The following is a 13,520-nucleotide window of genomic DNA, read 5'->3' on the forward strand; positions in this document are numbered from 1 at the left end:
GACGTTTTGCAACCATTGGAATCGTCCGATATGGGATCAAAAGGAAGGGTTAGATCGCGACCGGGGCCTTGATGGCGGGATGCGGATCGTAGTTGGCGAGGCTGATGTGTTCGGGTCGGATGTCGAAGATGCCAGGCGCGTCCGGTGCGATGACGAGACGAGGGGCGAAGCGCGGCAGGCGACGCAATTGCTCTTGGGCCTGCTCGACGTGGTTGAGGTAGAGGTGCAGGTCGCCGATGGTGTGGACGAACTCACCGACCTCAAGGCCGACTTCGCGCGCCACAAGATGCGTCAGAAGGGCATAGGACGCGATGTTGAACGGCACGCCGAGGAACACGTCGGCCGACCGCTGATAAAGCTGGCAGGAGAGGCGGCCCTGCGAGACGTGGAATTGAAAGAGGACGTGGCACGGCGGGAGCGCCATGTCGGGGAGGTCCGCCACGTTCCAAGCCGAGACGATGTGGCGGCGAGATGTAGGGTTCTCGCGAAGACCCCGAACGACGGCGGCGATTTGGTCGAAGGTCGAGCGTTCCCCACGCAGGTAGCGTGATGGCAACGGATGATGGTCATCGATAGACCAAGCACGCCACTGGCGCCCATAGACGGGGCCGAGGTTGCCATCCTCATCCGCCCACTCGTCCCATATCGTGCAGCCCATCGCCTGCAAGTCGCGGATGTTCGTCGAGCCTGATAGGAACCAGACGAGTTCGGCCACGACGCTCGGGAAGTGGACACGCTTCGTCGTCAGGAGCGGGAAGCCCTCTCGCAGATCATACCGCGTCATGCTGCCGAAGAGGGCCAGCGTGCCGGTCCCCGTCCGATCCTCACGCGTCTCGCCTCCGACCAGAAGCGATTGCAGCAGGTTTCCATATTTGGTGTCATGAAGGCTCATGCCGAAGCCCTTTCTTGGATGGTGGTGATGGTCCAGTCGGTGCCGCGCACGTCTTCCCCGCGCGGGCCGTAGGGGTAGGGAGGGACATCGCCTCGGTTCAGCCTGTCGACCATGGCGAGGATTTCGTCGGTGCCGTTCCATGGAGCCTTGAGAAGGCGAACGGCTCGGCGCGGCCCCCATGCATCCCGCCGGACTGCGTCGCCTGCCAGGACGGCGCGCATAGCGGCCGGGAAGTCCATCACGCGTCAGTGCCGACCGGCACCCTTCTCATGATGACAGAAAAGCCGAAGGTCTCGGCAAGGGCGACGAGGTTGGCGATGGTCGGGATGCGGTCCTCGTTCCACCAGGAATAGTAGGTCCGCACTGAGACGCCGGCCTGCAACTCCATCTCATAGAGGCCGACCTTTTTGGCGCGGCGCTCGACGTCGATGCGATCAATGCAGGCGGTGAGGTCGCGGAAGTCCGTAGCCGCATCCTTGCCATCGACGAGAACGACCTCGTAGCCCAGCGTTTGGGCAAGCCGGATGAAGTTCGAAAGCTGCGGCGCCCGCCGGCCCCGGCGCCATTCGGCGATGCTGTTCGAACTGAGGTTGGCGAGTTCGCAGAGGGACCGCGAGGACATGCCTCGTTCGATGCGGACGATGGTGAGGGCATGCAGAGCGTCGATTTGGCGAACGAGATTGACGCTATCGGGCGCGAGGCTACTGGCCATTCTTGGCCTCCCGCATCTTCTCCCGAAGCGTGATCTTCTCGACCGCCGACAGATTGCCGGCGATGTTGTTGCAGCGTTTGTGGGCGAGGAAGGTGTTGGAGAGGTGGTTCGGGCCGCCGTGCGCGATCGGCACAAGGTGCTCGACGGTCGGCTCGTAATCCGGCAGGTAAGCGTCGTCCGGTGCCGGCACGAAGCTGCCGCAGTAGAAGCACCCGGCGCCGTCGCGCGCCCGCAGAACGGGGTAGCGCTGCCGAAGGTGAGACGAGCGGCGCGTGCGGGCCGTGGGCGAGAGAGCCGGGTTGCCGCCGTCGAGGAAGAGGTCAGCAATCTCGACCAAGCCATCCGGCCAGCGCTGGCGTCCCTTTCGGTTCCGGTGGACGACATGCACGCCCGAGAAGGTGCGGACGCGCAGCACCTCCCACATGCTGGTGGGGGCCAGGATTTCGGCCCCACACCGAATGAGCCAAGCCTTGAAGGCTTCAAGGTCCCGAACCATCACGCGAGGCCCGCCTCGGCCGCCAAGACCATGGGCATTGTCAGATCGGCGCAGCCATCACCGCGCGGCTCCACATCGGCCACGGCGAGAGACAAGACAGCCTCTCGGTTTGTTGCGGGGACGCGGACTCTGACTTCGCGTTCGGTGATGCCGCGAACCTCGACGACGGCAGAGAAGAGAGCGTTATCGCGCATGGGTTTCCTCCCCGCGCGTTTGGCTGCGCGCGCTTGCCTGGATGAAGTTGTCGAGATCGGTGGGCCGGTAGAAAACGCGGGCGCCGCGTTTGATGTAGACCGGCCCGGAACCTTGGACCCGCCAGCGGGCCAGGGTGGGGACCGACAAGCGCAAGCGCTCGGCGGCCTCCTGAGTGGTGAGGAGTTCCTCGGACATGGATCAGGCCGGCTCATAGCCGTCGTCGCCGTCGCCATCGTCGTGGTCGACGTCAAACGGCACGCCATCGTCAGCGGCTTCGGCCTCTCCGACGACCTCGGCTTCGACTTCCTCAACTTCCTGCTCGGGTTCCGGCTGCGGCTCCGGTTCGGCCGCCGGCTTCACGCGGGACGTGGTCTTCTTCGGCGTCTCGGCCTTCCCCCGATTCATGGCCGCGTGGATGCCAGCCGGGCGCCCATCGGGCTTGGCGGGCTCGTCCTTGGCGACAGCGGCAGGGGCAGGAGAGACGACCTTGAAGTCGTCGACGTCGAGGACTTCCTCGTCGGTCTGCATGCCGTTGAGGATGTGCGGAGCGTAGAGGCGACCGAAGAACGCAGCGGCGCGGTAGCGGCCCATGAGTTCGGGCATCGTCTGCCACTTCGAGTCGGGCTTGGTGAACCAGCCTTCCTTGACCGCCGTCGAATAGGAGACCGGCGGGCCTTCGAGGATTTCACCCGTGCCGCGCTCGACCGCATAGGCGACGAACTCGACGTCATCGATTTCGACGGTCTTCTTGACCTTGTGGCGGTTCCCTTTCGGGCCTTCCCAGGTGTCGTAGTCGACCTTGCGCTTGCCGAGCGGCGTGACCTTGAACCGAAGCGGCGAGAACATGCCGGAGGAGTTGAGCGCGGAGATGATGAAGGCCGAGGACCACGACGGCCGACCCGAGATGATGTGAAGGTTCTGCATCACGACCATGGGCGAGAGGCCCATGCGCTGCGCCATGTCCATGGCGATCAGGGCGTTGCCGACCTTGTTCTCGCCCCGGTAGGCGTCGGGGACGAGGTCGGAGGTGACCAGGGCTTTCGCCATCCGCTGCGCGGACTCGAAAGAGGCCATCGACGTGAAGACGGAAACCGGGGCGTGGGAGGCGGGAGTCGCGACGGTGACAGCGGTGGAATCGCTCATGCGGTCTGTTCCTTGGCTTTGGTGATGCGGAGGTTGCGGAAGCTGGTCGCGCGCATGACGACCGTTTGTTCCGACTTGTGGGTCGTGCCGGCAGAGACTTTGAAGCCCCGGCCGATGACGCGTTCGTTGTCGCCGATCGCAACGAGGAGTTCGGCTTGCGCCCGCTTCTTGTCCTCGTCGGCATGCTTGGCGGCGACACTGGCCGCGCTCGCCGCCTCGATCAGCGCGAGGACGCGGTCGGACTCGAAGCGGTCGGCCTCGTCGAGGTCGAGTTGCTTGCCGATGGTGGCGTTGCGGTAGAGCGTGCGGATTGTGTCGTAGTCCGCCAGGAAGTCGGGGTCGGGCGCGTCGCTGCGCTTCACCCGGTCCAGCATCTCGACGCAGCGGCGTCCGATTTCCTCGCCGACTTCCCGGTCGCGCTCGCGCTCGTAGACTTTCGGCGTGTTGCCGCCGATCAGTCCGCCGATAGCGCCCCAGCCGAGGTCGCATGCCTCAAGCTGGTGCTGCACCTGCATCTCGATATGGACGGGTGCTTCTGTGTCCGTCCACTCGTCCATGCCGACGAACTTGTCGACGTTTTTGATTTCGAGACAGCCGAGGCCGCGCTCGGGACGGGCGATGTCCTCGATGATGTAGTCGGGCGAGGCGCCCATGCCGGGGAAGGCGATCGAGCGGGCATAGAGGAATAGCGAGGCATCGACGATGCGCCATCCTTTGTCCTCGCAGATGCCATCGGCGATTGCATTTTGCAAACGCTTTCCCCAAAGCATTCGCTCGGTTTCTTCGATAACGACTTCCACGGCGCCGGTTAGGCGGTGGAAGAGGTCGAACGGGGTCATGTAAGGGGAGACGCCGAACAGGGCCGCTGCCGACGTTGCGGTGATGTCGCCGGCACGGAGCTTGTGCCAGGTCGATTCCTTGCGCGGCCAGAACCACGAAGAGGGGGAGTGGGGAACTCGCTTGCTCATGCGGCACCCCAATAGGCAAGCATGCCGATGGCGGCCCAGCTAGCGAACATCGAGTAGAGGATGCCGGCAGGGAAGCCGCCATGCTTCGCACGGTACGCGCCTTCGTCCATGCTGATGAAGGTCGACGCCGTCACCATTGTCAGGGCCGCCAGAACAACAAAGGTGCCGTTCATGCGCCCGAGCCCTTCATCTGGCGCAGGAGGTGGATGCGCGCTGCGATATAGACGATGGCGCCGAGGAATTCGCGTTCGGCCGCGCCGTACTGGCGGCGCTCGACCATGCCGCGCGCCTCGGTGATTTTCTTCTTCGCCTGGCCGGTCAGAAACCCGGCGCCTTCCTCCTGCGCGATGCGAAGGATGGGTTGATCCTCGAACCGCTGGCCGTTCGCATGGCGTTCCTGACCCTTGCCGCTGGCGGCCTGGGCGAACGCTTCGTCGAGGATGTCGCGTAGGACGGCGTAGTCGCCCTCACGCTCTACCACGGCAACGGATGCCGGCGGCTCCTCCGGCGAGGTCTCGGCAGGCAACTCCTCTGCCACATTGGGGCCGTTGCCTCGAAACCGCTCCCCCTGGTCGCTGTAGAAGGACCCGTTGTGTTGGAACCGATAGCGAAGACCGAGAGAATGGTCTTCCGTCATCGGACCAATTTTGCTGCCATCTGTCAGGCGGTAACGACCCCCGACCCTCAGTTGCACGCTCATCTATCGCGACCTTCACGCCGTTGCGTTTCGTCATTTCCGTTTGCACAATGTCAACGGAAGTGCGATAGGTCAACAACGGAAGCGACGCCGCGATAAAAAATGATGCGGTTTGATTACACCGGCCGGATGAACAAAACCGGCGAGAACCAGGCGAGTTCGGCATCGTGAATGGGATCAACGAAAACCGAAATCAGGGTATAGCGGCCGGGCGTGTAGCCCCGGCGCACGCGGCGCAGCAACGTCCCGCCACCCTTGAGACCAACCACACACATGCGATCAATCATGGCGCCTTCCTCTGGCGCACGCGGCGGCAGAATGGCAGCGAGCCAGCCGTCGAACATGTCGGCCTTGGTCTGCGCGGTGCGATACTGGATCGCGGCGGCTGTGGGCGGCAGGTCGGTGTCGAAGTCGACGCGATGGTCGCTCTTCGTCCAATCGATCTTGGCGACGCCATCGGCATCGATCCAGCCCACCAACGGGATGCTGTTCCGCTCGCTCGAACCCAGGACGTCTGCGCCGGCACGGCGCATGACATCTTCAACGGGCACGTTGAGCAGACGAGCGATTTCGGCGGCTTGCTCGACCCTCATGCGACGCTTCCCGTGCAGGAGGAGCGACAGGCTCGACGGGTCCATCTCAAGGAGCTTGGCGAGCGCTCGCTGCGTGAGGTTGCGGTCGCGGATGCGATCCGAGAACCACTTTTGATCCGGCTTGCGAACCGCGTCGGCAATTGCCTCGTCAACGGCATCGTTCTGTTCATCGACCATCTGAGTGCCCCCACCCGTTTGCGAACCGCAATTCCACCTCCGTAGAGGTTGCGGCGTATCAACGCATATTGCTTCGTATCATCGAAGATCACTCGTAACACTCCCTCGGTGACGTTTTCCAATGAAATTGGTGAACGCGCGATGTCGCGCGCCCGCGCATTTGCGTGGCGTCAATTCATTCGGTCTGGCTGGGGGCTCCGCGCGAAGGGGAGGGGGCATCCTCTCCGCGACATGTTCACTCAGGCAGTGACAGGAGGAATGATTACCTCAGAACCGGAACATTACAAGAACAAACCAAGGCACGCTCGCGTGAAAAGTGTGCTTCCATGGCTTTCCCACAGGGGTCAAGACGACCCGGAAAGCCCTGCGAAATATGGATTTCCAACGCTCGGTTCTAGCCATTATCCACAGGGGAACAGAAAGGTTTATATTCCTATGTCTCATGCTTCGAGGGTGGACTTGTCCACATACCTGGGAGGGCGAATTGCCCTTCATCCTGGCGACTGCCTCGACCGGCTGCGACTCATCGCATCGGGTAGCGTCGACGCCATCGTGACCGATCCTCCATACGCTCTCACATCGATCGTCAACCGATTCGGGAAGGAGGGCGCCGCGCCCGCGCAGTTCGGGACCGATGGGGCGTTCGCTCGCGCCTCTCGCGGCTTCATGGGCAAGGAATGGGACACTGGCGAACGCGCGTTCTCGGTCGAGTTCTGGCAGGAGTGCTATCGCGTCCTCAAGCCTGGTGGGCATGTCGTCGCCTTCTCCGGCACGCGGACCTATCACCATATCGCCGTGGCGATTGAGGGGGCTGGGTTCGACATCCGTGACCAGCTTGCCTGGGTCTATGGGACGGGGTTCCCCAAGTCGCACAACGTGTCGAAGGCGATCGACAAAAAGCTCGGGGCCGAACCGAAAGTCGTCAGCGAACGGAAGACGGGATGGAAGGGGACGCTCGGCGGCAAAAACGCGCTCAGTGGCATAGGCGCAGCCGAAGATATTCGGCGCGAAACGCGGGCCGCGACCCCGCAGGCCGCCGAATGGGAAGGCTGGGGCACGGCCCTCAAGCCCGCATGGGAGCCCATCGTCCTGGCGCGCAAGAGCCTCGACGGCACCGTCGCCGAGAACTGCCTTGCCCATGGCACGGGCGCGCTCAACGTCGGCGCCTGCAAGGTCGGCGAAGAGTCGGTGCGGACGCAACTTCAATCGCTCGCCGCGATCCATGGCAACAAGCTCGGCGCCCCTGAGACAAAGGAAGCCCGACGCGGCCTCGAAACGGTCTTGAGCGAAGCACGCTCCGGCCGCTTCCCGGCCAACCTTCTTCATGACGGGTCGGAGGAGGTCGTAGCGGCGTTTCCGGCGGTCGGCGAGTTCTCGGCCTCTCGCTTCTTCTATTCGGCCAAGGCCGATGGCGACGACCGCCACGGGCTCGGGCATCCGACCATTAAGCCCGTCGATGTCATGCGTTGGTGCATCCGTCTCGTTTGCCGGCGCGGCGGCACCGTGCTCGACCCGTTCGCTGGGACCGGCACAACCGGCGAAGCTGCTTATTGGGAGGGCTGCAACGCCATCCTCGTCGAGCGAGAGGAGGAATACCAAGCGATGATCGCAAAGCGCATGTCGCTCGTTCTCGCCGGCCCTGACGAAAAGAAGCGTGCCAGGACGACGCCGGCAGCGGCAGAGGGGTTGCCTTTGTTTGCGAAGAGTGATGACAAAATGCAAACATCCGCGCGGTAGTCATGACGATCCAGCTATATCCCCACCAGTCCGAACTTATCCGCGCCGCGCGCGCCGAACTCGCCGCGCATCGATCGACGCTGATCCAGGCGCCGACCGGCTTGGGCAAAACGGTCTTGTCCACCTTCATGGCGTCGTCGTCCGCGAAGCGGGGCAAGCGGGTCATGTTCCTAGCGCACCGCAAGGAACTCCTCCTCCAAACGGCCAAGACTTTCGACAAGGCCGGACTCACCTACGGGTTCATCGCCGCCGGCATCACCGGCAATCGTCATGAGGCCATCCAGATTGCGAGCATCCCCACGCTCGCGGCTCGTTTCGACCAGCATAAAGCGCCTGACCTTTGCATCGTCGACGAAGCGCACCACTCCGGCGCCAAGACCTGGGCGGACGTCATCGACGCCTTCAAGGCGGCCGGGACCTACGTCGTCGGCCTTTCCGCGACCCCGGAACGCCTTGACGGCACGGGGCTCGGCCGTTGGTTCTCGTCGATGGTGAAGGGGCCGTCGACGTCCTGGCTCATCGATAATGGCTACCTCTCACCCTATCGCCTGTTCGCGCCGAGCGCGCCGGACCTCACGGGCGTTAAGCGCACGGGCGGCGACCTCAACCGGGGCGAGGTCGAGGAGCGCATCGGCACGACCGCCGTGACCGGCAACGCCATCGAGCATTATCGCCGCCTGGCGGACGGTCGCCGCGCGATGGTCTTCTGCGTCAGCATCAAGCACTCGTTGCAGGTCGTCGCGCAATTCCAGGCCGCAGGCTACCGGGCCGCGCACATCGACGGGGAATCGGCTGACCGCGAGGCGCTTATCAAGGCGTTCGAACGGGGCGAAATCCAAGTCCTCTCTTCGGTGGATCTTGTGTCCGAGGGCTTCGACCTGCCTGCGATCGAGGTGGCCATCCTTCTGCGTCCGACCGACTCGCTCGCCCTTTTCATCCAGCAGGTGGGCCGCGCGTTGCGCGCCGTCTACGCGCCAGGCTTCGACCTCTCATCTGTCGAGGGTCGTCGCATGGCCATCGCCGCCGGACCGAAGCCCTTCGCAATCCTCCTTGACCATGCCGGAAACACGCGGCCGAAAGAGGAGGGCGGGCGCGGGCATGGACTTCCGTGCCAGGAACGGGACTGGACGCTCGACGGGCGAGTGAAGCGCAAGCGCGGCTCGAACGACAACGACGAGCCCTCGAACCCCGTCCGCCAGTGCCCAACCTGCTACCGGGTTCACCAGCCGGCGCCGGCCTGCCCGAACTGCGGCCACCAGTATCCCACCATGGGCCGCACCGTCACCGAGTTGGCCGGCGAGCTTCAAGAGGTCGAGATTAAGGCCGCCAAGCTGGAAACCCGGAAGGACCAAGGCCGAGCGCGAACCCTCGACGACCTCGTCAAACAGGGGAGGGCACGCGGGATCAGAAACCCGCAGAAGTGGGCCGAACACGTCCTCAAAGGGCGTGAGGAGAAAGCCGAGAACGAACAAGCGAACACGCTCGAAGACCTCGTCCGAATCGGTACGCTGCGTGGCCGCAAAGACCCCAAAGCCTGGGCCGAGAAAGTATGGGCGGCCCGACACGAAACGACCGCGAGGCGATACGCATGACCAAGAGCTATTTCGACCACGTCCAAACCGGCGAGCTTGATGCCGGAACGGCCCTCACGATGAAGCTGACCCGCGACGCCGGCCGCAAGGCGGTGGCAGAGGTGTTGGGGCTAGCCGCTGGTCGCCGAGACAGTGCCGCCTTTGGCATGCTCGATGCGCTGGCGGTCGAGATGGTCAGGGTCTATGGCCCGGCCCAGGCGGACGAAGTGTTCCGGCATTACGCCTCGGTTTGCGCCCGCCAGCACGCGAACGACGTTGACGAATTGCAAACGTCAGGCGACAAGGGATGACGCATCGCGCATATTCGGACCCTCACTCATGACATCCGGCACCGGCCTCATGAACTCTTGCCTCCTGGCGCTTTCGCGCGCCGGGTCGCTTGTCTGGCGGAACAACACCGGCTCCGGCTGGGCGGGCAAGTCATTCGAGCTTTCCGCAGGCCAGACCTATCGGGCCAAGGGCGGCGAGCGCGTCGTCATGGCCGCGCGCCCGCTGCGCGCCGGCCTCTGCACCGGCTCCTCGGACATCATCGGTGGCACGCCCGTCGTGGTCACGCCGGAAATGGTCGGACGGACGGTCCTTGTCTTCACGGCGGTAGAGATCAAGGACGGCACTGGCCGGGCCACGCCCGAGCAAAAGAACTTCGTCGATGTCGTGCGGAAGTCGGGGGGCTTCGCCGCCATCGCGCGCAGCGTCGCTGACGCCGTCGCAGCCATCAAATCATGGGGCGCCTAGCATGCCGATGCCAGCCAGCGACGGTGACGCCGTCGCTCAATTCCTCGACGCGATGCGCTCGGCCGGAATCCATATCGACACGGCTGGCGGCCATCCCATCGCAGACGGGAAGCTGCACCGGGTCGACTCGACCGAGCCCAAACGACGCGGCAAGAAGGACGTCTATTCCACCCTTCACCTCGACGAGCCCGCGTCAGGCCACTTCGGCGACTGGCGGCTCGGGATCGAGGACACATGGACGGTCAAGCGCCCGCAGAAGATGACGCCCGAAGAGCGCGCCGTCCTTCGGCAGCGTATGGACGAGGCCGCCGCGCAGCGCCGGGAGGATGGGCGCCTCGCCGCCGATGCTGCCGCGACCGCCGCCGTTGCGATCATGGCGAAAACGAAAAAGGCTGATCCTGCGCACCCGTATCTCGCGCGCAAGGGCCTGCCGGTCTTTCCGGGCTTGCGCCAGTTGGCCGAAGACGTCCGCTATTCCGTCCACGACTCGGAGAAGCCGAATCGCCGGGCCAAGGCGGGGCTTCTGTTCGTCCCAATCTACCGACCGGACGGCACCCTCGTCGGCGGCCAGACGATCGACGACACGGGCAAAAAGCTCTTCATCAAGGGCACGCCGAAAGCCGGCTCCTATCACACGATCGGCAAGAAGCCAGAGGACCCCGCCGGCACCATCATCATCGGCGAGGGCTATGCGACCTGCGCCCGCGTGCATGAGGCCATGGGCACGCTTGTCGTGGTCGCCCTCGACTCGGGCAACCTCAAGAGCGTCGCGGAAGCCATCCGCCAGAAGTATCCTAAGGCCGGCTTGGTCTTCGCGGCGGACAATGATCGTTTCACGCGGACCCCTGTCGACAACCCCGGCCTTACCAAGGCCCGCGAGGCTGCGAAGGTCGTAGACGGCATGGTCGCGTGTCCTGTCTTCGACGATGCCGCGATTGAGGCCAATGGCGAGGCACCACGCGACTTCAAGGACTTCGACGACCTCTTCCGCTTCCACGGTATCGAGAGCGTCCGTGAGGCGCTTTCGCATCCGATGCCGGCCAACGTCGTCGACTTCGCTGCCGAGCGCGCGCGTCGGCAGGTGCCGGACTACATCCCCCCGCCGGCCTCGCCCGACGACTATGGAAATCCTGGCGAGGACCCTGGCGAGACCCACCAGCCGGGCGGCGAGCGCGAAGACGATGTCGACCCCATGGCGGACTTCGGCGCGCCGCACTTCCGCTGCCTGGGGATCGACGACAAGAGCATGTTCTACCAGCCCGGCGACGTCGCCCAGGTCATCGAGCTTGGCGCGTCCTCGCACAAGGCCGAAAACCTCATGATCCTCGCCCCCTTGCAGTGGTGGGAGGTCGAGTTCCCCGGCAAGGGCAAGGAAGGCGGCGTCGACTGGAAAGCCGCCGTCAACGCGTGCATCCGGTCTTGCAAACGGCGCGGCAAGTTCGTGGCCCACAACCGGGTTCGAGGGCGAGGCGCGTGGTTCGAGGACACGACAGCGATCTTTCATGCGGGCGATAGACTGGTCGTGGATGGTCGCGAGACGGCCATCGCTCGGCACAAGTCCAAGCTGGTCTACGATGCCGGCGAGCCGATCGCGGTAAAGGTCGAGGAGACGACGACCACGGACGACGCTCGCGAGTTCCTGACCATCTGCAAAGCCCTGCGGTGGAACTCGCCTTTGTCCGGCTACCTCCTCGCCGGCTTCTGCGTCGTCGCGCCCGTTTGCGGGTTCCTCAACTGGCGGCCCCACATTTGGGTCAACGGGCCGGCGGGCGCCGGCAAGTCGACCGTCATGGACAAGATCATCAAGCGCGCGCTTGGCACCTCGGCCATCACGGTCGTCGGTGCCACGACTGAGGCCGGCATTCGCGGTGCGCTCGGCATGGATGCGCTGCCGGTCGTCTTCGATGAGGCCGAGCCGCGCGACCTCCATTCGCAGACCCGCATTCGGTCCATCCTCGACCTGGCGCGCGTGGCCGCCAGCGAACAGGACGGCATCATCCGCAAGGGTACATCGAACCAGCGAACCAAGGGCTATCGCGCCCGCTCCATGTTCGTGTTCGCCTCGATCAACACGCAGATCGAAGGCTATGCCGACGAGACCCGCTTTACGCAGCTGACCCTATCGAAGCCCGACGCGGACACGGTCGAACAGGAGGCCGCGAACAAGAAGCACTACGAGGCGCTGCTCGGGCGCATCTCCAAACTCATGGACCCGACCTTCTCCCGCAAACTCCTGGCGCGCACCATCCTGCATTTGCCGACGCTGCGGGCGAACGTCGACAAGTTCACCGAGGCGGCCACCACGCATTTCGGGGTGAAGCGCTTGGGCGACCAGCTTGGGCCGCTCTTGGCCGGCGCCTTCCTCCTCAACAGCACCAAGGCCATCACGTTCGAGGATGCGCTTGCGTGGATTCGCGGCAACGAGTGGGGCGACCACACGGCCAAGAATGCGGTCAAGGATCAAGACCGCTTCTTGCAGGTTCTCACGGGCTATCTGGTGAAGAACAACACGCCCGAGGGCGGCAATTGGGAACGCACGGTCGGCGAACTCATCGACCTATGTCTCGGGCCGGACAAGGTCTTGCAGGACGATCCGCATGGCTTCGGCCGCAAGATCGAGGTGGACAACAAGCAGAAGAAAGCCGCCGAGAAGGCGCTCGGGAGAATGGGGATTAAGGTGAACCTGGGCGGCGGCCGGGCCTCGGTCTTTGTCAGCACCACGGCGGAAGCCCTAAAGTCCCGCGTCCTGCGCGGCACGGAATGGGCTGGCACCAACATCCGCACGCTCCTGCGCAACGTCGACGGCGCCGTCACGCCCAAGGGGAACTGCTATTTCGCGGTCGGCGTGAACACTCCCTATGTCGACCTGCCGTTAGATGCGCTGGTCGGCGACCGAGACCCTGCGGAAAACGACGCATGAGGCGTTGACGTTTCGCAAACTATGCATCATGCATGTTGATACAGAGCAACCAATCTCGCAGGACATCATGAGTTCGACGCCCGCCCCCTCGTTCAATATCGGCGACAAAGTCTCGTTCAAGCCCGGCCGCTCCACAACCCCCATCACTGCCGAAGTCACCGGCAAGGATGGCCTCTTCCTGACGACCAAGGACTCGGCCGAGAAGGTGCGCAAGGTCCGGCCGGGCGCCTGTCAGGCCGCCTGACAGGCGGCATCGAGCCGCGACTATCCACAAGGCCCGCCCTGACCCGGCGGGCCTTTTCCGTATCAGGACTTGTCAAACCGCATCATCCGTTCTCTATCCGTTCCATGCCGCGTCGTGGGGAAATCGGGTTGAAACTGAGCGAGGTGCATGACCTGCGTCGGCTGGTTCGAGTCCGCTGCAACTACTGCCGGCGCACCCGCTATTACGAGCCTGGCGACATGCAAATCCTCCTCGGCAATGTCGAGGTCGACAGCCTCATCGGCCGCCTGATGTGCGAGGATTGCTCTCACCGCGACGCGACGGAAGTGCAGGCCGTCGAGCCCACGGCGACCGAGCGCATGACGATCCGGGTCAGGCGCCTTGTCCGCGTCGACATTATCCGGCGGCCCGTCTGGAAGGAGAACTAAGGACGATTAGTT

Annotated in this window: 17 protein-coding genes; 7 read left to right on the forward strand and 10 right to left on the reverse strand. The window is 64.2% G+C overall.

Annotated features, from left to right (window positions below):
- Positions 1-49 precede the first annotated feature (49 nt).
- From AUL32_RS09240 to AUL32_RS09285, 10 genes are all read right to left on the reverse strand, one after another.
- Positions 50-892, reverse strand: a complete 843-nt coding sequence (locus AUL32_RS09240) for a thymidylate synthase (protein WP_062114008.1) — start codon at positions 890-892, stop codon at positions 50-52.
- On the reverse strand, positions 889-1,131 hold the full coding sequence (locus AUL32_RS26515; RefSeq protein ID WP_062114011.1) for a Thoeris anti-defense Tad2 family protein: 243 nt from the start codon (positions 1,129-1,131) through the stop codon (positions 889-891). The genes AUL32_RS09240 and AUL32_RS26515 overlap by 4 nt, the downstream gene beginning before the upstream one ends.
- Positions 1,131-1,604, reverse strand: coding sequence for a helix-turn-helix transcriptional regulator (locus AUL32_RS09250; RefSeq protein ID WP_062114019.1), 474 nt, complete (start codon positions 1,602-1,604; stop codon positions 1,131-1,133). Before AUL32_RS09250 ends, AUL32_RS26515 begins: the two co-directional genes overlap by 1 nt.
- On the reverse strand, positions 1,594-2,100 hold the full coding sequence (locus AUL32_RS09255; RefSeq protein ID WP_062114022.1) for an HNH endonuclease: 507 nt from the start codon (positions 2,098-2,100) through the stop codon (positions 1,594-1,596). Before AUL32_RS09255 ends, AUL32_RS09250 begins: the two co-directional genes overlap by 11 nt.
- A 183-nt stretch (positions 2,101-2,283) precedes the next feature.
- The gene (locus AUL32_RS09265; RefSeq protein ID WP_062114028.1) at positions 2,284-2,490 is read right to left on the reverse strand and encodes a helix-turn-helix transcriptional regulator; all 207 of its coding nucleotides are present in this window, start codon (positions 2,488-2,490) and stop codon (positions 2,284-2,286) included.
- Positions 2,491-2,493: 3 nt separating this feature from the next.
- Positions 2,494-3,438: a hypothetical protein gene (locus AUL32_RS09270; protein WP_062114030.1), complete on the reverse strand. Its 945-nt coding sequence runs from the start codon at positions 3,436-3,438 to the stop codon at positions 2,494-2,496.
- A complete protein-coding gene (locus tag AUL32_RS09275; RefSeq protein WP_062114033.1) occupies positions 3,435-4,406 on the reverse strand; it encodes a YqaJ viral recombinase family nuclease in 972 nt (323 codons plus the stop codon). The genes AUL32_RS09270 and AUL32_RS09275 overlap by 4 nt, the downstream gene beginning before the upstream one ends.
- The gene (locus AUL32_RS25110; protein ID WP_156421388.1) at positions 4,403-4,579 is read right to left on the reverse strand and encodes a hypothetical protein; all 177 of its coding nucleotides are present in this window, start codon (positions 4,577-4,579) and stop codon (positions 4,403-4,405) included. Before AUL32_RS25110 ends, AUL32_RS09275 begins: the two co-directional genes overlap by 4 nt.
- Positions 4,576-5,106 (reverse strand): hypothetical protein, encoded by a 531-nt coding sequence (locus AUL32_RS09280; RefSeq protein WP_156421389.1) that lies wholly within the window; start codon positions 5,104-5,106, stop codon positions 4,576-4,578. The genes AUL32_RS25110 and AUL32_RS09280 overlap by 4 nt, the downstream gene beginning before the upstream one ends.
- A gap of 113 nt (positions 5,107-5,219) precedes the next feature.
- Positions 5,220-5,873, reverse strand: a complete 654-nt coding sequence (locus AUL32_RS09285; protein ID WP_062114044.1) for a helix-turn-helix transcriptional regulator — start codon at positions 5,871-5,873, stop codon at positions 5,220-5,222.
- Positions 5,874-6,332: 459 nt separating this feature from the next.
- Here AUL32_RS09285 and AUL32_RS09290 point away from each other — a divergent pair, with 459 nt between their 5' ends.
- The 7 genes from AUL32_RS09290 to AUL32_RS09315 all read left to right on the forward strand — a co-directional run bounded on the left by AUL32_RS09290 (position 6,333) and on the right by AUL32_RS09315 (position 13,508).
- Entirely contained in the window at positions 6,333-7,610 is a 1,278-nt protein-coding gene (locus AUL32_RS09290; protein WP_062114048.1) for a DNA-methyltransferase, read from the forward strand.
- A 2-nt stretch (positions 7,611-7,612) separates the two neighbouring features.
- On the forward strand, positions 7,613-9,202 hold the full coding sequence (locus AUL32_RS09295; RefSeq protein WP_062114049.1) for a DEAD/DEAH box helicase: 1,590 nt from the start codon (positions 7,613-7,615) through the stop codon (positions 9,200-9,202).
- Positions 9,199-9,492: a hypothetical protein gene (locus tag AUL32_RS25590; RefSeq protein ID WP_062114052.1), complete on the forward strand. Its 294-nt coding sequence runs from the start codon at positions 9,199-9,201 to the stop codon at positions 9,490-9,492. Before AUL32_RS09295 ends, AUL32_RS25590 begins: the two co-directional genes overlap by 4 nt.
- Positions 9,493-9,520: 28 nt before the next feature.
- Positions 9,521-9,937 carry a VRR-NUC domain-containing protein gene (locus tag AUL32_RS25115; RefSeq protein ID WP_062114055.1) on the forward strand — a complete coding sequence of 139 codons (417 nt, stop codon included), beginning with the start codon at positions 9,521-9,523 and terminating at the stop codon, positions 9,935-9,937.
- A gap of 1 nt (position 9,938) precedes the next feature.
- Positions 9,939-12,857, forward strand: coding sequence for a toprim domain-containing protein (locus tag AUL32_RS09310; RefSeq protein WP_062114057.1), 2,919 nt, complete (start codon positions 9,939-9,941; stop codon positions 12,855-12,857).
- 67 nt (positions 12,858-12,924) lie between these two features.
- Positions 12,925-13,101, forward strand: coding sequence for a hypothetical protein (locus AUL32_RS25120; RefSeq protein WP_156421391.1), 177 nt, complete (start codon positions 12,925-12,927; stop codon positions 13,099-13,101).
- Positions 13,102-13,229: 128 nt separating this feature from the next.
- Positions 13,230-13,508 (forward strand): hypothetical protein, encoded by a 279-nt coding sequence (locus tag AUL32_RS09315; protein ID WP_062114060.1) that lies wholly within the window; start codon positions 13,230-13,232, stop codon positions 13,506-13,508.
- Positions 13,509-13,520 lie beyond the last annotated feature (12 nt).

The sequence above is a fragment of the Aureimonas sp. AU40 genome (assembly GCF_001463785.1).
Classification (GTDB): Bacteria; Pseudomonadota; Alphaproteobacteria; order Rhizobiales; family Rhizobiaceae; genus Aureimonas.